General features: G+C 43.6%; 18 protein-coding genes. 9 read left to right on the top strand and 9 right to left on the bottom strand.

The window, feature by feature from the left end; genetic code table 11:
• Nucleotides 1-8: 8 nt before the first annotated feature.
• From rpsR to dnaB, 3 genes are all read left to right on the top strand, one after another.
• Entirely contained in the window at nt 9-323 is a 315-nt protein-coding gene (gene rpsR / locus E4N69_RS06465; RefSeq protein ID WP_162663553.1) for a 30S ribosomal protein S18, read from the top strand.
• A 138-nt stretch (nt 324-461) separates the two neighbouring features.
• The gene (rplI, locus tag E4N69_RS06460) at nt 462-1,067 is read left to right on the top strand and encodes a 50S ribosomal protein L9 (protein ID WP_253713802.1); all 606 of its coding nucleotides are present in this window, start codon (nt 462-464) and stop codon (nt 1,065-1,067) included.
• A gap of 161 nt (nt 1,068-1,228) precedes the next feature.
• Nucleotides 1,229-2,554: a replicative DNA helicase gene (gene dnaB, locus E4N69_RS06455; protein ID WP_253713801.1), complete on the top strand. Its 1,326-nt coding sequence runs from the start codon at nt 1,229-1,231 to the stop codon at nt 2,552-2,554.
• Nucleotides 2,555-2,588: 34 nt separating this feature from the next.
• Here the strand turns inward: dnaB and E4N69_RS06450 are convergent, their stop codons facing one another.
• Entirely contained in the window at nt 2,589-3,926 is a 1,338-nt protein-coding gene (locus E4N69_RS06450) for a CapA family protein (protein WP_253823306.1), read from the bottom strand.
• Between the two features lie 87 nt (nt 3,927-4,013).
• Between E4N69_RS06450 and E4N69_RS06445 the strand changes: the two genes are divergently transcribed.
• Nucleotides 4,014-4,760 carry a hypothetical protein gene (locus E4N69_RS06445; protein ID WP_230978131.1) on the top strand — a complete coding sequence of 249 codons (747 nt, stop codon included), beginning with the start codon at nt 4,014-4,016 and terminating at the stop codon, nt 4,758-4,760.
• Between the two features lie 113 nt (nt 4,761-4,873).
• Here the strand turns inward: E4N69_RS06445 and E4N69_RS06440 are convergent, their stop codons facing one another.
• The 3 genes from E4N69_RS06440 to murG all read right to left on the bottom strand — a co-directional run bounded on the left by E4N69_RS06440 (nt 4,874) and on the right by murG (nt 8,296).
• Nucleotides 4,874-6,172, bottom strand: a complete 1,299-nt coding sequence (locus tag E4N69_RS06440) for a hypothetical protein (RefSeq protein WP_253823305.1) — start codon at nt 6,170-6,172, stop codon at nt 4,874-4,876.
• A gap of 517 nt (nt 6,173-6,689) precedes the next feature.
• Nucleotides 6,690-7,178 (bottom strand): CvpA family protein, encoded by a 489-nt coding sequence (locus E4N69_RS06435; RefSeq protein ID WP_253713798.1) that lies wholly within the window; start codon nt 7,176-7,178, stop codon nt 6,690-6,692.
• Nucleotides 7,175-8,296, bottom strand: a complete 1,122-nt coding sequence (murG, locus tag E4N69_RS06430) for an undecaprenyldiphospho-muramoylpentapeptide beta-N-acetylglucosaminyltransferase (RefSeq protein WP_253823304.1) — start codon at nt 8,294-8,296, stop codon at nt 7,175-7,177. Before murG ends, E4N69_RS06435 begins: the two co-directional genes overlap by 4 nt.
• Nucleotides 8,297-8,388: 92 nt before the next feature.
• Between murG and folD the strand changes: the two genes are divergently transcribed.
• The 4 genes from folD (at nt 8,389) to E4N69_RS06410 (ending at nt 11,435) form a co-directional block, all read left to right on the top strand.
• Entirely contained in the window at nt 8,389-9,309 is a 921-nt protein-coding gene (gene folD, locus E4N69_RS06425) for a bifunctional methylenetetrahydrofolate dehydrogenase/methenyltetrahydrofolate cyclohydrolase FolD (protein ID WP_253823303.1), read from the top strand.
• Between the two features lie 119 nt (nt 9,310-9,428).
• Nucleotides 9,429-10,019, top strand: a complete 591-nt coding sequence (locus E4N69_RS06420; RefSeq protein ID WP_371922379.1) for an IMPACT family protein — start codon at nt 9,429-9,431, stop codon at nt 10,017-10,019.
• Nucleotides 10,020-10,070: 51 nt separating this feature from the next.
• A complete protein-coding gene (gene ruvA, locus E4N69_RS06415) occupies nt 10,071-10,679 on the top strand; it encodes a Holliday junction branch migration protein RuvA (RefSeq protein ID WP_253823301.1) in 609 nt (202 codons plus the stop codon).
• Nucleotides 10,680-10,736: 57 nt separating this feature from the next.
• Complete coding sequence (locus E4N69_RS06410; RefSeq protein WP_044016458.1) at nt 10,737-11,435, top strand: GntR family transcriptional regulator; 699 nt, start codon at nt 10,737-10,739, stop codon at nt 11,433-11,435.
• A 180-nt stretch (nt 11,436-11,615) separates the two neighbouring features.
• Here the strand turns inward: E4N69_RS06410 and E4N69_RS06405 are convergent, their stop codons facing one another.
• The 5 genes from E4N69_RS06405 to E4N69_RS06385 form a co-directional block, all read right to left on the bottom strand.
• Complete coding sequence (locus tag E4N69_RS06405; RefSeq protein ID WP_230978130.1) at nt 11,616-12,176, bottom strand: CDP-alcohol phosphatidyltransferase family protein; 561 nt, start codon at nt 12,174-12,176, stop codon at nt 11,616-11,618.
• A 106-nt stretch (nt 12,177-12,282) separates the two neighbouring features.
• Nucleotides 12,283-12,867 carry a TetR/AcrR family transcriptional regulator gene (locus tag E4N69_RS06400; RefSeq protein ID WP_162663542.1) on the bottom strand — a complete coding sequence of 195 codons (585 nt, stop codon included), beginning with the start codon at nt 12,865-12,867 and terminating at the stop codon, nt 12,283-12,285.
• A 280-nt stretch (nt 12,868-13,147) separates the two neighbouring features.
• The gene (locus E4N69_RS06395) at nt 13,148-14,866 is read right to left on the bottom strand and encodes an ABC transporter ATP-binding protein (RefSeq protein WP_253823300.1); all 1,719 of its coding nucleotides are present in this window, start codon (nt 14,864-14,866) and stop codon (nt 13,148-13,150) included.
• 164 nt (nt 14,867-15,030) lie between these two features.
• Nucleotides 15,031-16,767 (bottom strand): ABC transporter ATP-binding protein, encoded by a 1,737-nt coding sequence (locus E4N69_RS06390; RefSeq protein ID WP_253823299.1) that lies wholly within the window; start codon nt 16,765-16,767, stop codon nt 15,031-15,033.
• A gap of 159 nt (nt 16,768-16,926) precedes the next feature.
• Entirely contained in the window at nt 16,927-17,580 is a 654-nt protein-coding gene (locus E4N69_RS06385; protein WP_253823298.1) for a TetR/AcrR family transcriptional regulator, read from the bottom strand.
• 415 nt (nt 17,581-17,995) lie between these two features.
• Here E4N69_RS06385 and E4N69_RS06380 point away from each other — a divergent pair, with 415 nt between their 5' ends.
• Nucleotides 17,996-18,604 (top strand): LemA family protein, encoded by a 609-nt coding sequence (locus E4N69_RS06380; protein WP_253823297.1) that lies wholly within the window; start codon nt 17,996-17,998, stop codon nt 18,602-18,604.
• The last annotated feature ends 173 nt before the right edge of the window (nt 18,605-18,777 follow it).

The raw sequence follows: 18,777 nt of genomic DNA, 5'->3' as shown, positions 1-18,777 counted from the left end.
AACAAAACATGTCGGACGAGACACTGAATACCGTTGAAGCGGACACAAATACACAGGAAAATCCTCGCGAAGGAGGAGGAAACGAAGAACGCCAGGTAAATAAAAAAGGAAAAATGTTTTTCCGTAAAAAGGTTTGTCGATTCTGTTCGCAAAAGGCAAAAATCGATTATAAAGACCCTGATTCTTTGCGGCGCTTTATTACCGAACGCGGAAAGATTTTACCACGCCGTATTACCGGAACTTGTGCGAAGCATCAGCGTAAGCTTGCGCTTGAAATCAAGCGTGCGCGCGCATTAGCGTTACTTCCTTACGTTGTAGACTAAGAGTTGATACACTCCTAAAAACACGGTTTTTAGGAGTATTTAAATTGTCTGCTGCCGGATTCCAACTCCTGGAATACCGGTCAGCTATCGTTTTATCATTATGTACCGTTGTAACGGTACGCCTATAAGGAGCTTGAAATGAAAGTAATTTTAAATGAAGATGTCAAACACCTCGGAGAAGAGGGTGATATTAAGGACGTTGCCAAAGGGTATGCCCGTAACTATTTGTTTCCGCGGAATTTAGCAGTTCCCTGCAATTCTTTTACCCTTGCCCATTTTGAAAGCCGTAAAGAGGAGATAGAGCAGCGGAAAGCAGTGAAACGGCAGAATGCGGCAGGCTTAAAAGAGCAGCTTGAAAACCTCACACTGACTATCGTAATGCCCGCAGGTCCCAATGGGAAGCTGTACGGTGCGGTTACCAACCAAACCATTTCCGATGAACTGCAGAAACTTGGATTCGAAATTGAACGGAAGCGTATTGAATTACCCGGCCTTACCTTTAAAAGTGTGGGGCATTATAACGCGACCCTCAAACTGTATGAAGCGGCTGTTGCGGTGCTTCCCATCGTGGTAGAGGCACAGCCTGAGGCTGAAAAAACGGCCGAGGCAAAACCGGAGAAACGCTCTCGCCGCCACCATGAAGGGGACGAAGCTGAGACTCGGGCAGAAGCAACTGAAGGACAGCAAGCTGAAGCTACCCAAGAAGAAGTAAAAGCAGAAGAATCTGCCAAAACGCAAGAATAGCCTACTTCTCTTATATTGATTTATCAGAGAAGGAAACGGTGTGTCATCCATCATAAAAGAGAAGTTCTATTAGGGGGCTTCTCTTTTATTTTTTAGGGTATCTATAAAAACTCGCCGGTTTTTATAGATGCTCATATATAAAAATTATCAGGGAAAATAGAATGTCAGACATGATAAAACAGCTTTCTTCATTAAAGGATAAAATACCGCCGAATAATACGGAAGCAGAACAAGCTGTGCTCGGAGCTATCTTGCTTGACTCGGATTCTATCGGGACGGTTTTGCAGTATGTTCGTGCGGAAAGTTTTTATACAATTGCCCATCAAAAAATCTTCCAAGCTGTTGTTGATCTTTATAACGGGGGTCATCGGGTTGATCTTCTTGTTATCAGCGAACATCTGCGGCAAGAAGGTTTGCTTGATTCTGTAGGCGGTACGGCTTATATCGCCTCACTCACTGATACCGTCCCAAGCACTGCAAACGTTGCCTATTATGCAAAAATTGTCCTCGATGCTGCTATCCGTCGTTCACTCTTACGAGTTTCGCAGCAGATTTATGCCGATGTCTTTGACCAAACCGTTGCATACTCTTCCGTGCTGGAACAGGCACAGAAGAATATCTTTGATTTAACCGATGCGGGGCAATCGGCGACCTTTCATACACCGAAAGATCTTATTTTGGAAGCAATCGAGATTATCCAAGCGCGTACACAACATCGCGACGAGTTTTCTGGGATTCCTTCCGGCTTTGAATTTTTAGATAGCCTTACCAGCGGTTTTCAAAATTCCGAACTTATTATCATCGGGGCACGCCCTTCAATCGGAAAAACTGCGCTGGCACTTACCATTGCCGACTATATTTCGGTAACAAAAAAAATACCTTCCGCTTTCTTTTCGCTTGAAATGTCAAATATGCAGCTGATACATCGACTGTTCTCTCTGGAATCGCGAGTTTCCTCTTCCAAAATCCGTTCCGGGAATTTGCAGCTTGCCGATTTTCAAAAAATTCAAGATGCAGCAGGCAGACTCTATGAAGCACCGCTCTATATCGTCGATATGCCCAATATGAAGCTGCTCGATTTACGGGCGATGGCGCGGCAACTCTGCTTGCAAGAGGGGGTAAAGATTATCTTTATCGATTACCTCGGTTTAATCGCTTCGGAAAATAACGCTATTCCGCGCCATGAACGCTTTGCAGAAATTTCTCAATCGCTTAAAAGCCTCGCCCGCGAACTTAATATTCCCGTCATAGCGCTATCGCAGGTAGGGCGTGATGCTGAAGGTACAGCTCCGACACTTGCAAATTTGCGGGAATCAGGCGCAATCGAACAGGATGCTGATGTCGTTATGTTCTTACATCGCGAAAAACGCGAGAGCCCTGATACCGAGCTGATCGTTGCAAAACAACGTAACGGACCGGTTGCTACCGTCAACCTTGAGTTTATCAGCGAATGTACCCGTTTTGTTTCTAAGGCGCGGAACGAATAATAACTGAAAACGGCAAGGCTCTAAAGCTCGTGTTTTATTCGGTAGTTAGATTTATCGGAAGATATGCCTCCATAAGTTCAAGCCGCTTCGTAAAATAATTCTTTTCTTTTTCGCTGAGCGTATCTAGCCATTCCTGTGTAAAACGCTTGACAACCGGATATGCCGATTCATTGTATTGCGTTATAAGCAGCGGCAAAACCGAAAAATCCGCCCTACCCGCTTTATTTCGCGTACATGTTAATTGCAGCAATACGGCGTCTCCGGTATATTCACGATAGAATGCGGGATCATCATACCGTGTATGCCAGCGTTGCCCAGAAATAAAATTTCCCATAGAATACATACAAAAGACCTTGCACTGTTCTGAGGCAACGATTTCTTTCACATCGGATATGTCGGTATGTCTAGCATCAATTGCCATATCGGTATCAGAAGTTTTTTGATTGGTTGTGTTATCGGTCATGGTGGCTTCTTGCAAAGGTACAGGTCGTTCGACCGTAATTGTCTCCCATGTCTGCATAACATGCGGATGATGCGCCCAAATAATATCAACTCCTGCTTCGCCAAGCTGTTTAAACCACGCCTTCTTCGCTTTCGAAACAATCCTACCGTATTCAGGTTCATTGAGATGGAGCCCTAAGACAAATAGATCGCAGGGATATCTGTTGCGTGCCTCTTTAATGACTGAAAGGAGCGCCTCTCTCCCCTGCTTTGTCGGTGCACTGTAATACAGCCGAGCTTTTGATGAATCGTAGGAATTCAAAATTTCGGTAACGGAGCAAAATAGGATATTCCATCCCTTATAAAAAAGAGGTGTTACCTGTATAGGGTCATTCTCGGAATCTTTTAAGCCGGAAAATATCAAAAACGAAGGAAGTATGCCGGAAGTGGGGCGCTCTTTCTGTACTGTCCGTATCGCAGTAAGTGTTCCATCAATACCGATTTTACCATGATCATTGGTGTGATTATTCGCGAGACTCAATACGTCAAACCCTGCTTGAACAGCAGCACGCACATAAGGTGTATGCACATTAAAACTGGGGTAGGTCGAAAGCGGTAGTACATCGCAGACCGGTGTTTCAACATTTACAAAACTTAAATCATCATTATGTAATATTTTTTCGACATCAGTGTATATTAAATCATACGACTTCATATTAAAATTCACAGTATGAGCCATAAGATCTCCTGCGAAAGTGAGCACGAGAGGAGGACTATAAGGATTGCTTCCCATAAAAAGGAGATTGCCATCGTCTATAGGGACAGCATCTTCCTCTACAACAGCCGGAATAATAACTTGCAGTGAGTCGGCAACTACACAGCATGAACAGAATACAGGCAACAGAAACATAAAAACAGCGATTCGGCGCATATATGATTACTCCTCCCCTATTAATATGCGAGGAATATTAAAAATATTCAAGACAAGATATTTTTACCTTGTCTTTTTGAATAAAATATGTTAAATTTTGTACAAATGGATACAGTATCGCTTAATAACCTTGTATTTTCTAATGCTGAAAACGGATCTGTTGAGCTGGATGCATCAACTCTTGCCGGTTTGAAAAAGATGCCTGTCGATATATTCGATAACGTATATGTCGGTGACGTAAAACCTCATGCGCTTATCCTTTGTGTCGACGTACGCGGATTCAGCAACTTTCTTTGCTCACATGATGAAAAGGCTGTGTTTTCGCTTATCACCTCGTTCACTTCAAACTTTTTATCCTGTGTAAATCAATTCGGATACGGATGCTCATACTACAAGCTCCTTGGGGACGGTGCTTTAGTTATTTGGGACGAGACAACCCCGACAACATTAGGCGAAGCGATTATGGTATTTCAAACCTATACCGAGTTTCTCGGAGAAGAACTTTTCAGTCCCTACCCCGAATTAGGGCTTGGCGGTGCTTTAGTAATGGAAAAAGTATATAAGTATGAGATATCTGCTGAAGCGTCTGCCTTAAAATATCGCGACTATGTCGGTTATGGCATCAACCTTGCATGCCGACTACAGGGACTTGCTCGCAAGTCGGAACTGATTATCAATAAAAATCTTGCGAACCTCAATGCACTGACTACCGTGATTAAGGATGCTCCTGCACTGGTTGAAGAAGCTAAACGGTTGAAAGGAGTCTTCCCTGAAGATAAGCATCCGTTATATTTTTATGCAGGCGTAAATCCGGCAAACACCTTCGGGTTATAATGCTTGGGAATCTTTAAAAACTCCCCCTGACCTCTTTACAGATACCTATTCATCGAGGCAACCTGCACTGGAAATCTAAAATGTCCAATTTGATATGCTTGCCTTGATCATCCTTAGGCAAAGGCAATCTGCTCGCTCAGTGTTTCCAGTGCTGCTTGCGGTGCACCATTAAAAATATCGACTGACTGCATCGCCGTGTGGATAAAACGAGAAACAGCAGCGTATTGCTCTAATTCCTGCGGCGTGCATGTGCCGGTGTGAATACTTTCCTGCAAAAAAGCGATAGCCGCTTCTAAGAAAAGCATATATATTCGGCGCGGTTTACAATTATTGAGCAGTTTCAGTATAACTGTAATCGACGGTTCGTAGGTTGACGGATGTTCGGACCGATAAGCCGTAAGTTTTTGAATAAGAACTGTGGATTGTCTTTTTTGTTGCTCGCCCCTATTTAAGCAATATTCCCAAAAGGCCGCGGCAGCTTCCCGAAAATATTCGGGGACAACCGGTAAAAAACTCTGCAAGTATGAAACGATACGAACCGGTTGCGATGGAGATAGCGCCACACAAAAATGCGTATCGCGAAATACCCGTTCGATTACTGCCTGTTGGTGCTTAGCTTCCCGTTCAATAAACGGGTAGGTTCGTACGCGAGATAAAATAGTGGGGATAACAGCGGCTCTGCGTGTTGTCGTTAAAATAAAAACTGCATATTCAGGAGGCTCCTCCAATATCTTGAGAAATGCGTTTCGGGCAGATTCTTGCATTTTATCAGCGTTTTCGACAATGAGTACCTTTTTTTTACCTACCGGCATTAAACGCACCCATGCGGAAGCTTTGCGTACCTGATTAACGGGAAGTGTGTCATACATACAGTCTTCTTGTAGCTTTTGGCAGAAATCGGCAATTTTTACTGTTTGCTTTTCCAGTTTTTTTGCTTCTTCTTCCGATAGGTTTTCCATATTATCATATTGACTGATAAGGTCTGATAAAGCTTCCTCTATGTCGGCAAGGATCGGCGCCGCCTTAACAAACCGCGGTTCGTCCGTTTCCCACAACCGAGAATCAAATCGGGACGTAAGCTTGCGTATGGCACGGATAAAAAGGTACCGTGCAGCCGCAGTCTTTGTGGTGCAGAGCGCACGGGCAGCTGCTTTCGTTTCAAGCACGGTATCCCGTGTTCCGAGGATTAACAGATCGCTTGCCGATAGGTCTTTATGCCGTTTGCAGGATTCACAGGTACATGTCCAACTGCCGTCTGTAGCACATGAAAGAATACGTGCTGTTTCCAATGCGGCGGTGAGTTTACCGCTTGCTTCCGGCCCTGCAAAAAGCAATGCCGGTGGTACGTTACCGTGCTGTGATTCATCGCTGAGCAGCTGGATAACCGGTTGCCCGAGTACATTTTCAAACATATACCCTCTCTCAGGGCAAATCGTATCAGATCATTTTTTTAATCTCCCCGCAAAATCAGGAGGCCGTTCAAGCAGAGCTGCCATGGATGGCAGTGGTTCCATGCAGAAGCGATGTTTTATGCACGCATAAAACTCGCCTTCAACTGCTGTACACGGATGTACAGCAGTTGAAGATGGTTCAAATGCTTGTCCAACCTCCTGATTTTGCTATTTATATTTATTCGTCTGATGCGTTGCCCTTCTCAAAAAAAATGATAGGGCTGTCCAAAAACTGAAAGCCTATCGGCTTTTTCTGTAAGGAAATGATTTGTCATATCCGCTAAAGCGGATTGCAAAACAGTTTTTGGACAGTTTCCTTAAGTTTTAGATGCGATGTTTAAAATTAAGTCATTGCTGTATAAAGACTTAATTTTAAACTCGTCGGGGATGTCCCGAAAGTAACCAACTTTTGGAACATCCCTAAGCGGCAAGTAACCGTTCAAATATTTTCAGTACGGTTGCCATGGTACTTTGCGCTTTAGATACCGCTTCTGATCATCTGCAAGACATTATCGCTATCTATCGGAAGCGGTACCAGTACTCGCACAACAATACTGTGGGCAATAAGCTCATCAACATTAAAAAACGGCTGAAGCTGTAGGATAGCGATTATAATAATAAGCACGATATATGCTTCAAATACACCTAAAAAAAACCCGAGCGCATGATCAAGACTATTGAGAATTTCATTATTGAAAACGGCAGATATCAATAATTGTAAAAGTTTAACCGCTATAAATACTACGATAAATATCATAAAAAAAGCGATAAGCTTCATCGCCGCCGGGGAAAGTCCGCTCACCTTTGTGTGCAAAGAAAGCGGGCGATAAAACCAAAAGGCGACGGCAATTGCAAGCAAAAAGGCAGCCATTGAAAAAAACTCGTCGATAAAACCTCGGATGGTAACTTTTATGATGACAATAATACTGAAAAGCAATAGAACGGTATCAAGTATATTGATGCTCATTTTGCCATCCATTGTTGTAATAGACGGGCAATTTTAACAGCAGGTTTTTCTCCGGCAAGAGCGGAAGAGGCTTGAGCCATCGCTTTTAACTTTTCCGGATTCTCTACAAGATGAGTTAATGCACTGCAAAGCGCAGTGGGTGATGCATCTTTAGCATGAAGTGTAATAGCTGCTCCTTGCGCTGTAAAAAATTCCGCATTTTCAATTTGATCACCGCGGCTGCTGCCTTTTTCGAGCGGCAATAAGAGCATCGGCTTTCCGGCTGCAGCCGCTTCCCAGATAGTATTAGCACCTGCACGCGACATCACGAGATCGGAAGCGGCAAGAACATCGGGCATTTGCTCGACGATGAACGGGAAGGGTTTATAGCAACTGCTTAAATCCGGCCGTTCTTCCTTTAGACGCTGCTTAATCCGTTCCCCTTGCGCACGGTGCTGAGCGCCGGTTTGGTGCACAACAAAAAAAGATTCCGCAAGAAATAAAATTGTTTGCTCTACCAATACATTAATCTGGAGTGCACCGAGGCTTCCTCCTTGTACAAATAGGATCGGCTTATCACCGGTATATTGAATAAAAGCTTTGCCAGATTCCGCATCGGCTGCATAAAAACGCATTCGAACAGGGTTTCCGGTAACGACAAGCTTCTTCTGCACGGTAACCGGAAAAAATTCAGCTGTTTTTGCATAAGAGATGAGTACTTGATCGGCAAACCGCATATTGATTTTTGTGGCAAGTCCGGGAGAAAAATCACATTCGTGCGTAATAACCGGAATTTTTAAACACCGTGCGGCAACGCACGGCGGCACTGACACAAAGCCTCCCTTGGAAAACACAAAGCGAGGCTTAAGCCTTAACAGGATAATCAACGAAGCGAAGAATCCTCCGATAATTTTAAACACATCGATGAGGTTTTCGAGGCTGAAATATCGTCGGAGCTTTCCTGCCGGTATTCCGTAAAACGGAATATCAGCACTACACACATACGATCGATCGGTGCCGTTATTGGAACCTATCCAGATAATCGGTATCCCTGTTTCTTTTTTTAACACTTCTGCAACGGCAATACCGGGGAATATATGCCCTCCGGTACCGCCGCCGGTAAATATAACACAGCTCATAACTCGGCAAGTATACCAGAAAAAAGACCGTCATACAATGCGCCGGATATTCCCAAAGCGATTTTAATATACTACAATAAGAGAACTTGATTATGGCACAGATTATAGACGGCAAAAAATTAGCCGAAGCATTGACCGAAGCGGTAACACAAGAAAATGCCGCATATTGTAAAAAGCACCCGCAGCCCTGCCTCGCGATTGTATCATCGGGAAGCGATCCCGCCTCGCAGGTGTACATTAAAACAAAGGTGAGAGCATTGGAGAAAGCGGGAATGCAGAGCAGGATTATTCCGTATTCCGAAACAATAAGTGAGCGGGAGTTGGCAGCATGCGTACAAAACCTGAATGCTGACGATACCGTTGACGGCATTTTAATTCAGCTGCCCCTTCCCTACCCGCTGGACAGCAAACGGATACTAGCGCCGCTTGATCCGGCTAAAGACGTCGATGGCTTTACACCGGAGAATTTGGGACGATTGCTTACCGGTAGTTCAGGCTTTATCCCCTGTACACCGCAGGGAATTATGTATGCACTGCGGCAATATGGCATACTGCTCAGCGGCGCTCATGCGGTTATTGTCGGGCGCTCTGCGATTGTCGGGAAACCACTTGCCGCCCTGCTCACTGCAGCGGATGCAACCGTTACACTCTGCCACAGTAAAACGAAAGACCTTGCCGCACTGACACGGCAGGCTGATATTTTGATTGCGGCTGCGGGACATCCGGCGCTCATTACCGGTAGCATGATAAAAAAAGGCGCCGCAGTTATCGACGTGGGAATTAACCGCGTCCCCGATCCTACTGCACCCAAAGGCAACAGGCTGACCGGCGATGTTGACTTTGAAAGCGCCGCTGAACAAGCCGGCTGGATTACCCCGGTTCCCGGCGGTGTCGGTCCTTTAACCGTAGCGATGGTGTTGCGGAACACCCTACGTGCCGCACAGCTCCGGCACGACTGCTTGCCGGAAACGGAAACCGGAGCGCAGGCTAACACAGGCGCCGCCGGATGCTAGTTCTCAGCCGCAGCCGGGAGCAAACCGCTCGACACGAACCCACTGTAGTGCCGGACGCAGGAGTAACGGATAAACCGGCGGTCATGCCCGACATATTGATATCTATCCCCGAAGCATCGATGCCCATAGCTGCCGTTGTCGCAGAAATAACCGTAAAAAAATCGGTGTTCCGCGCCGAGGTGTTTTATACGGACAATGCGCAGGAAGCTAAAGAGACCGTAAAGCGACAAAAAGACCAATACCGCGATGCCCGGCACGTGGTACACGCCTTTGTTATCGGTGAAAGCGGCGCGGTACTCGGTTGCAGCGATGACGGAGAGCCGGCAGGCACGGCGGGACAGCCGGTTCTAGCCGTCTTAAAAGGAAGCGGAATTACCAATATTCTTGTAACCGTTACCCGCTGGTTCGGCGGTACTCTATTGGGAACAGGCGGCTTAGTCAAAGCCTATTCTACGGCGGCAAAAGAGGCGCTCGCTAAAGTACACACGGAGCCGCTTATTCAAAAAGCGGAGTTCACCTGCGAATGCAGCTATGAGAATCACAACCCGCTGCTCCGCGCCGCCGCACACCTGCCGATCAGCTTTGCACAAACGGAATTTGCACAAACCGTCCGGCTGAGCGGGTCAATTCCACTTGAATATTGCAATGAGCTTGCTCAGCTTGTTACGGAAATCACCAAGGGAGCGTCTTCGGTTCGGTTTTCAGAATAGCAACTCACCCTAAAAGAGATTCTCTCGGATATATTTCAGAAGGAGAAAGAGATGTTCAACAGCATCAGCGGGACGCTAACCGGTAAAACGGCGGAGTCCATCTACATAGAAACCAATGGCATTGAATGGGAAGTTTTTGTATCAGCCCTGAGTGCAGACCGATTCGGAGCTGCGGGGAGCACGATACGGGTCTATACATGGCTCTATCATCGGGAAGATCAGATGAGGCTTTTCGGCTTTTTAACACCGGCGGAGCGGAGTCTTTTTTTGGATTTAACAAAAGTTGACGGGATTGGCCCGAAACAAGCGCTGAAAATTCTTTCCGGTCTTGACAGCGCAGCATTGGAAGCGGCTCTTGAGGCAGGGGATGTTGTACGGCTGCAAAGCATCCCCGGTATCGGCAAGAAAACAGCGCAAAAGATGGTGCTTGCTTTGAAAGGACAACTCACCGGATTACACGATACGGGCCGGACGGAAACGGCAAAAAAATCGGAGTTTGAGGATATCATCACCGCTCTTATCAATATGGGATACGATAGAAAGCGTGCTACAGAAACGGTAGAATCGATTGCGCAGTCCATGCGTGCGAAAGGTATTGATCCTGCTGCAAAAGAAGAAGAGTTATTCCGTACTGCAATTGTCAATTTGAGTTCAACGTAGATAGTGAACTCAACGGAGAAATAGAGAAACAGTAAGAAAATTCCGGAAGGAGATTATATGTCTGATAAAAAAGAGTCTTTGATAGGCGGTGTAGTTGTAAAAACTTTGACATACAAAGAACAAGCTTATGAACTTATAAAAGATGCTGTTTTATTTAACCGGTTTAGAGTCGGAGCCATATACTCGCAAGATGAAATATGCGAAGAGCTCGGTATCAGCAGAACGCCTGTACGGGAAGCCTTGTTAGAATTACAAAAAGAAGGCTATGTTGCTTTTGCACGAGGGAGAGGCGTAAAAGTTGTTCCGGTTACCGATGAAATCGCCAAAGATATTTTAGAGATACGGTTATTAACGGAACAGAATAATGCATACCTCGCAGCAGCACGGGCAAATGATCAGAGTGTAAAAGATATTTTTAATTGCTTACAGAATCTTGAAGATCAACTGGAAACAAGAGACGGAATAAAACTCTATCGATTGGATCATACATTTCACAGAGCAATAGCAAAGGCAACAAACAATAAGTGGCTTTATAGAGAAACGGAATTGATCTTGGATAACTATCTCCGCTTTGAAAATAAATCCGTGTACAATAATTCGATCGATGCGCAAACCGTATTTAATGAACATCTTGCTATTGCAGAAGCAATTAAAAAGAACGATCCCGATAAAGCAAAACGAATGATCAGAAAACATTTGATCAATTCATATAAACGAACGTTGAATAAAATATTCAATGATAAAGATATCCTGTAGTGTCGTATATGCGATAAAAGGCTATACTAATCTACTCTGTAGGTATGTTGTTCTCATAAGGTGGTTACAGTCGGCTTTAATGCCCTTTGTTACGACGCAACCGTCGGGGTATTACCCCCGCACGAATAATAGCAGAAAAATAGGAACTGTTTACAAACAGATCATCTGAGAAAATGTTCATTATGCTAGTAGCCTGATTCGTTTGATGCTTGAAAAAATAGAAAAAAATAACAATGTAACGTATAGCACATATGACGTGCGATAAAAGATATATGCGGGCATAAATCGATCAAAGATGATAATCATTGACGGCAATGCATAAAAAACAACTGCGATATATCGCCCAATATAATCAAAGCAAAAAATATGCCGACAGCTGTTTCTATTTTGTATTGCTAGGGATGTCATGATAAATTCCACTAGCTTGAGTGCAATGAGTGCTATCATCCATAATGGAAATAACCCTTTTCGATAGAGTGCATAGCAAGAAGTTATGATATAAAAAAAATCGCAAAACACATCTGCTGCCGCACCAAGATTGCTTTGCACATGGAATGCCCGCGCAGCTTTTCCGTCAAAAAAATCGCTTGCGGCAATAGCCGTAAATAGGAATAGATACGATAGCATTTTGATTTCCTCTGCAGATACGAGTATATATGCCAAAACAGAAAGCGGTATTCTTCCCATAGTTAAACAATTAACCAAAATACTTGCCGTATAATTTTTATCTCCGTTGCGCACACAGATCTCCTTTTTAAGTATGAATGAATAAATTTTAAAATTCATTCATTTTCTGATATAAAAAACACAGGATTCTATTTCATCTTTTAGAATAAGGCTTAAGCCGCTATGTATTAGATGAGACTTCCGACAAAATACCTTTGACAAAATACTTTACAAATGTTTGCAGCGCTTCGCCATAACCCGTAAACTCATCCCCTGTAACATGACAGTCTATGTAGTAGATGAAATCAAATACTTTTAATATTTTTTCGATTGCATCAGAAGTGAGACTTCGTTCTCTCATCCATTTAGTAAAAATTTTCTGTAAAAAATGATGAAAAGAATTATTTTTTATGCCTGTTTTTGAATAATAGTAGCTATGCAGCATTTGTGAAACAGCGCCATTATTCCACTCGATCAGAATTTTATTATTCATAATATTTTTAAAACTGTATGAGAAAAGCTCATCAATAATTTGCTCGACATCCCCTTTCCAATCAATCTGTTGTATTAGATGACTTCGCATCGTCTCATTTTCTTCTATATAGACCGCTAAAAATATATCTTCTTTTGAAGCATAGTAGTTATAGAATGATCCGACGGCAACACCTGCTTTTTTTGCAATTTGAGCAATATTGGTGTTTTTATAGCCGTTTTTTAAAAATAATGAATGTGCTGCGGATGTCAGCCGTTCTTTTTTGTCGTCCATCTCTGTATCCTGTTGTTGATATGAATGAATATTTCATACAATTCATTCATTATTATACGCACTTTTACCTTTGTGTCAAGCGTCTTTGCGCATCCTTGGGCTACGAGTTCGCTAGGCGAACTCCCTGCTGCATGAAATCAGCGGCATGGATGCCATCGCTAAAAAAATGTACATCTGTGTACATTTTTGGGCTACAAGTTTGCAAGGGCAAACTTGTGCTCAGCGAAGTACACGAACGTACTTCGCTGAACGAGCGGCGAAGTAGATATGCCGTATATTTTCAATAGGTATAGTGTTCGGTCAACCCCGACTTCTCAATCATACTTCGGTACAGTGCCGATTTTTGCAACAGCTCTGCGTGCGTACCTTCCGCATCAACTTTGCCCTGATTCATTACGATGATTTTATCGGCGTTCTCGATTGACTTTAATCTGTGCGAAATGATAATCACCGTTTTACCTTTGATGAGCGTGTTAAGACTCTCCTGTATTTTCATTTCGTTTTCCACATCGAGCGAGGCGCTGATTTCATCAAGGATGATAATCGGTGCGTTTTTCAAAAGGGCGCGGGCAATGGAAAGACGCTGGCGCTCTCCGCCGGAAAGCCTACTGCCGTTTTCACCGATGACTGTATTGTAGCCGTCCGGCAGCGCTTCGATAAACTCGGCGCAGTTGGCAAGACGGGCAGCTTCTTTTACCTCATCATCGCTGGCATTTTTATTTCCGACGCGGATATTTTCCATAATAGAGGTATTAAAAAGCCCGACATCCTGAAAGACAATCGAAATTTTATCGAAAAGGCTGTCGGTATCAATCGTTGCAATGTCTTTGCCGTCGATGAGGATTTGTCCCTTGTTGTAATCGTAGAGGCGGGACGCAAGCCGGAGTACGGTTGTTTTTCCGCAGCCGGAAGGCCCGACAAGCGCGGTAACTTTATTTTGCTCCGCCGTAAACGAAATACCGTCGATAATCTTTTGTCCATCGTTATACGAAAACTCCACATCTTTAAATTGAATACCATAATGCTGCAAAGAAGCAGGTTCGCCTTCCTGCGTTTTTGTTTCGCGCAGCTCATTGATGCGCTTGACCCGTGCATCGATATACATCAGCTCTGCAAGATTCATTTCTACACCTGCAACGGCATCTACAATACGGGCAGCGGCAATAATATATCCGATAAGATACAAAAGCGGGGCTGTTCCTGCAAGATACATTTTGAGTCCGAAAAATACGGTAACGCCGATGGAAAACTTTAAAAACAGCAGTGCAATGTTGAGAGGGATCGCTTGATGTGCTTCCACAGTTAAGTGCAATTTCTCCGCTTCATCGACATTGCGGTTTAGTTTTTCAGCCGTGTCTTCCGTCAGCCCATAGCTTTTAATTTCCTGTTGCAGTTCTATCGCTTCTTGAAAAAATTCCGTGCGCTCACGCTGTTTATGAAAGTCCCGCGTTGTCTCCCGTATCTGAATTTTTTTCGACAAGATCAATAGAATAAAGCTGATAATAATCGGAACAAATACGCATAAGCCCAATCCCGGATGGGCTGCAATCATCACGACGCCAAGTATAGTCAAATAGAACACAAGACCGATTGTTTGCGGAATTGCGTGGCTCAGCGCATGTTCGATTGCAGCAACATCAGTCATCACCGTTTGTGATAAGTCGGAAACATCGTGTTTGGAAAAATACGCAAGCGGCAGCGCCTTGAGCCGGTCTGCAATATTCACGCGCAGTTCTTTACATTCTTTGAATGTCGCGGTGTAGAGCGTATTGTAATTGATATGCACAAGCACATACATCACAACTGCAAGGGCAGCAATAATACCGATATAAAATCCCGCCGACTGCAGCGTCCCGTCAAAATAACTTTGCAAAAAAAACATCATCACAAACATCGGTAGAATAAATGCGACATCCGCAAGCATCGACCATACCGATGCCGTAACAATCCCTTTTGCCCCCGATTCGGTTACCCCGAACCATTTTTGTAATTTAGTCATATATAACTCCCTAATTAGGAAAAATCTCTTTCCTTCCAACTCTTTTGAGAATATACGGGCATCTGCGTTGTCACTACGCCGAAATAAATGCTCAACGTATAACAATACGTCTCCGCTTTATTTCGGCTAAGTTCCTAGCATCTGCTCCGCCTATTCTCAAAAGGCTAGACCCTCCATTCATTCGCTTTGGAGTATAAACCTTGCAATCGGCTGTATTTTCCGCCCTTCTGCATCAACTCCGCATCGCTGCCGCGTTCAGCGATATTTCCGTCTTCGACAACCAAAATTTCATCGACATTTTTAATCGAGCTTAACCGGTGCGCAATCATAATAACCGTTTTGTTTTTCATCAAATTGGAAAACGCCTGCTGAATTTCGTATTCGTTTTCAGGGTCGGCAGCGGCGGATGCCTCGTCCAGAATAATGATATCTGCATTTTTCAAAATTGCGCGGGCAATCGCAACACGCTGAATTTCTCCGCCGGATAAGTGTACACCTTTTGAACCGATAACCGTTTTTTCACGTTCGGGGAATTTTGCTAAAATATCTTCGCAGCGGGCAAGCCGAAGCGCATTCATCACCTCTTCATCACTTGCATTTTTATTCCCCATTTTGACGTTTTCAAAAATACTTGTTTTAAAGAGCCTCGAGGTTTGAAATACAAAGGCGATACTGCGCATCAGCGCATTCCGTGAATATGACGAAATATTTTTTCCGCCGATTAAAATTTCACCTGAATTTATTTTATAAAAACCCGAAATCAATTTTGCTATTGTACTCTTTCCTCCGCCCGATGAGCCGACCAGTGCATAGGTTTTATTCGGTTCCAAGGTAAAACTGACATCATTTAAAATCTTTTCTTCCGTGTAACCGAACGATACGTTTTTAAATTCAATACCGAAGTTCTCAAAGGTTTCTTCCGTACCGTGTTCAAGGTTATCCTTTTCCATGTCTGCAAAAAGATTTTCGAGTTTATCTACAACGCTTTTTGCCTGAAAGTTATACATACCGACATACATCACGCGCATAAATGCCGAAAAAAGCACACCGGCGATGCAGACAAAAAAGACGAGCTTTGCAATGATGAGGTTAGCGTCCGCCCCCTTGTTCATAAAATAAATAGCAGCAGGAATGGTGAATACCGCAAACAGGTTAAACAGCACCTGAAACAGCACATACGGCGTACGGCAACTGAGCGTGTACTTATATGCTAAATCGGAATAGCCGGTAATTGCTTCGTAAAACGCTTTAAAAGATTCAACCGTGCTTCTAAAGATTTTTACAATCTGCATACCGCGGACATATTCAACTGCTTCGGCATTCATCCGTTCCAACGCCGCTTGATACTTCCGCATAAAATCTTTATTGCCCATCATAAACATCATCTGCGCACCGCCGATAAGAGCAACGGCAAGCAACAAAAGACCGAGTTTTACATCGACTGCAAATACAATGATAAACATAAAAATCGGCGTAAACAATGCGGAAATATTATCGGGAATTAAATGCGCAACCAGCATGTGCGTCTCCTGTGCATTGTCGTCAATGAGCTTCCGTATTTTTCCCGACGGGTTCATATCAAAAAAGGCAAACGATGCATTCATCAAATGGTTGATTGCCGTTTTGCGTAAATTCGATTCAAGCCTGAACCCAAGCACGTGCGACGCCCACACAGCACAAAAGTATACAACCGAATAGCCTGCCAACAGCGAAACAATCACCGTTGCGTACATCGAGCCGTCCGTAACGTTTTTGGTAACCAAAAGCGCGTACAAGAACTTCCATAAAAACCAAAATGCCCCCATCTGAGAAGCAACTCCCAGCGTAGCGCACACCACCGAAATATACGCACAGTGTATTTTCTCCGGCGTATATTTAAACAACCTTTTATATGTATCCATATAAAATAAACTCCTTTATTTTTTGAAAATATGCGGGCATCTGCTGCGTTGCTTCACAAAAATTAATCCTCACCGTACACAAAGTACGGCTCCGGTTAATTTTTGCTTGCGCCTTGCATCTGCTCCACCTATTTTCAAAAATGTTTATTCCATTAACCTTTAGCCCTTTACTTGTTCCATCCAATATTGTTTCCAGCCGGCACAATGGTATATGTTAAAGTCGAGCACATATTCCACTGCTTCCGATTTTTTTAAATTATGATAAAAAATTTCTTTTAAATTTTCAAAGTGAGACGTTACCATGACATGAATAAAAAACCGTATGCGCCGTGACATTTTAACGCCGTCGAGTTTCAATAATCGAAAGGTGTCGTTTTCAGTTATATCGATTGCCTTATCGAAAATATGCTCGTAGGAACTTCCCTTCGAACAACAGACAATCAATTTCATCGCATCCCAATTATCATAAAAAAAATCTATCATTCGTAAAAACCGTCGTTGCGATAGTTCTGTAATTGCGGAAAGGTCGCTCGTTTTCATTCCAAAATTTTCAGCATCGAATCCATCGTGATGCGTCACGATGGCTAAAAATTCATCGAACACACCGCTTACAAGAGCTTCGAATATGCCGTCCTTATTATCAAAAAGATTATACAGCGCCCCTGTTGTAACCCCTGCTTTCTCTGCAATGGCACGCACGTTAGTATCTGCAAAGCCGTTGGTAAAAAACTCCTGTTTTGCAGCGCGCAAAATCTTTGCCCGTGTGTTGAGTTCATCCTTATCGGCTAATATTTTTTCCGTATAGTTGTCCATATCTATAATAACTCTTCTATCAATCAATAACAATGTTACTAAAACCAGATGAGAATGTCAAGCGTGGATTACTTTTGTTCGTGCGGAGGGTTTAATACCCCGACGCTTGCGTCGGGGTTGTTGATTATGCAAACAGATTATTCCTTAAAATGCAATTTGAAAGCTATTTGCTTATTCCCCAGCAAATTCAAGCTCCTCCCAATCTCCTTCGGAATCCCTCTTAACTGTACAGTCTTCCTCCTGTACCGGCGAAACCGTCTGCCGTTACAGCCTTTCTTTCATGCTGAAGCCCTACACTTATAGACTTCGGAACGTTGTTTCTTTTCGCTAAATGCTCTATACTTCGCCGTTGATTATTTGGCATGCATCAGTGTGCCAAATAATACTTTAAATTTTTTGATAGGAGCATCCGGTTATGAGCAAAGGATTAAAAACAGGACTCATTATTCTCGGCATTATTGTGCTGATTATTTTTTCGCTGTACGGTTGTGTAACCCGTTCGTATAATTCGATGGTAGCGGCGGATGAAAACGTTAAAGCGGCATGGAGTCAGGTAGAAAACGTATACCAGCGCCGTTTTGATTTAATCCCCAACCTTGTTAACACCGTAAAAGGCTATGCAAGCCATGAGGAAAAAGTCTTTACCGAAATTGCGGAAATGCGCTCCAGAGCAGGCGGCGTTATCAATGTTTCGGACGAAGTACTCAACAATCCCGAATCGTTTGAAAAATTCCAAAAAGCACAGAACGAGTTAGGCGGGGCACTGCAGCGGCTGCTTGCCATTGCGGAAAATTACCCTGAATTGAAAGCGAATGAAAACTTCCGCGACTTGCAAAGCCAGCTTGAAGGAACCGAAAACCGCATTGCCGTAGAACGGAAGCGTTTCAATGAGGCGGTACAGACATATAATCTACAGATTAGGCGTTTCCCGCAGGCGTTTCTCGCCAATATGTTCGGCTTTAGAGAAAAGGCATATTTTAAGGCTGATGAGCAAGCAGCAACGGCACCTAAAGTTGAATTTTAACTGATAAGGGGATGGCTCAAAAGTTATTACTTTTTCGCCATTCCCGAGGTTTCCTAAAAAAGGAATATGTCCGGTACCGGATGATAGAAAACAAAAAGGAATGACCGGCTTCCGTCTTGTGGCAGTACATTTCTTTTTATTACACCTCGCTTGTTAGCAAAATATATTGAGAA

This window comes from Treponema sp. OMZ 906, assembly GCF_024181185.1.
Taxonomy (GTDB): Bacteria; Spirochaetota; Spirochaetia; order Treponematales; family Treponemataceae; genus Treponema.
This window is presented reverse-complemented; position numbering and strand designations above follow the sequence as displayed.

Excerpts from the sequence above, each read along its gene's own strand:
- rpsR (WP_162663553.1), top strand. The coding sequence starts at position 9 with ATGTCGGACGAGACACTGAATACCGTTGAAGCGGACACAAATACACAG.
- rplI (WP_253713802.1), top strand. The coding sequence starts at position 462 with ATGAAAGTAATTTTAAATGAAGATGTCAAACACCTCGGAGAAGAGGGT.
- dnaB (WP_253713801.1), top strand. The coding sequence starts at position 1,229 with ATGTCAGACATGATAAAACAGCTTTCTTCATTAAAGGATAAAATACCG.
- E4N69_RS06450 (WP_253823306.1), bottom strand. The coding sequence starts at position 3,926 with ATGCGCCGAATCGCTGTTTTTATGTTTCTGTTGCCTGTATTCTGTTCA.
- E4N69_RS06445 (WP_230978131.1), top strand. The coding sequence starts at position 4,014 with ATGTTAAATTTTGTACAAATGGATACAGTATCGCTTAATAACCTTGTA.
- E4N69_RS06440 (WP_253823305.1), bottom strand. The coding sequence starts at position 6,172 with ATGTTTGAAAATGTACTCGGGCAACCGGTTATCCAGCTGCTCAGCGAT.
- E4N69_RS06435 (WP_253713798.1), bottom strand. The coding sequence starts at position 7,178 with ATGAGCATCAATATACTTGATACCGTTCTATTGCTTTTCAGTATTATT.
- murG (WP_253823304.1), bottom strand. The coding sequence starts at position 8,296 with ATGAGCTGTGTTATATTTACCGGCGGCGGTACCGGAGGGCATATATTC.
- folD (WP_253823303.1), top strand. The coding sequence starts at position 8,389 with ATGGCACAGATTATAGACGGCAAAAAATTAGCCGAAGCATTGACCGAA.
- E4N69_RS06420 (WP_371922379.1), top strand. The coding sequence starts at position 9,429 with ATGCCCATAGCTGCCGTTGTCGCAGAAATAACCGTAAAAAAATCGGTG.
- ruvA (WP_253823301.1), top strand. The coding sequence starts at position 10,071 with ATGTTCAACAGCATCAGCGGGACGCTAACCGGTAAAACGGCGGAGTCC.
- E4N69_RS06410 (WP_044016458.1), top strand. The coding sequence starts at position 10,737 with ATGTCTGATAAAAAAGAGTCTTTGATAGGCGGTGTAGTTGTAAAAACT.
- E4N69_RS06400 (WP_162663542.1), bottom strand. The coding sequence starts at position 12,867 with ATGGACGACAAAAAAGAACGGCTGACATCCGCAGCACATTCATTATTT.
- E4N69_RS06395 (WP_253823300.1), bottom strand. The coding sequence starts at position 14,866 with ATGACTAAATTACAAAAATGGTTCGGGGTAACCGAATCGGGGGCAAAA.
- E4N69_RS06390 (WP_253823299.1), bottom strand. The coding sequence starts at position 16,767 with ATGGATACATATAAAAGGTTGTTTAAATATACGCCGGAGAAAATACAC.
- E4N69_RS06385 (WP_253823298.1), bottom strand. The coding sequence starts at position 17,580 with ATGGACAACTATACGGAAAAAATATTAGCCGATAAGGATGAACTCAAC.
- E4N69_RS06380 (WP_253823297.1), top strand. The coding sequence starts at position 17,996 with ATGAGCAAAGGATTAAAAACAGGACTCATTATTCTCGGCATTATTGTG.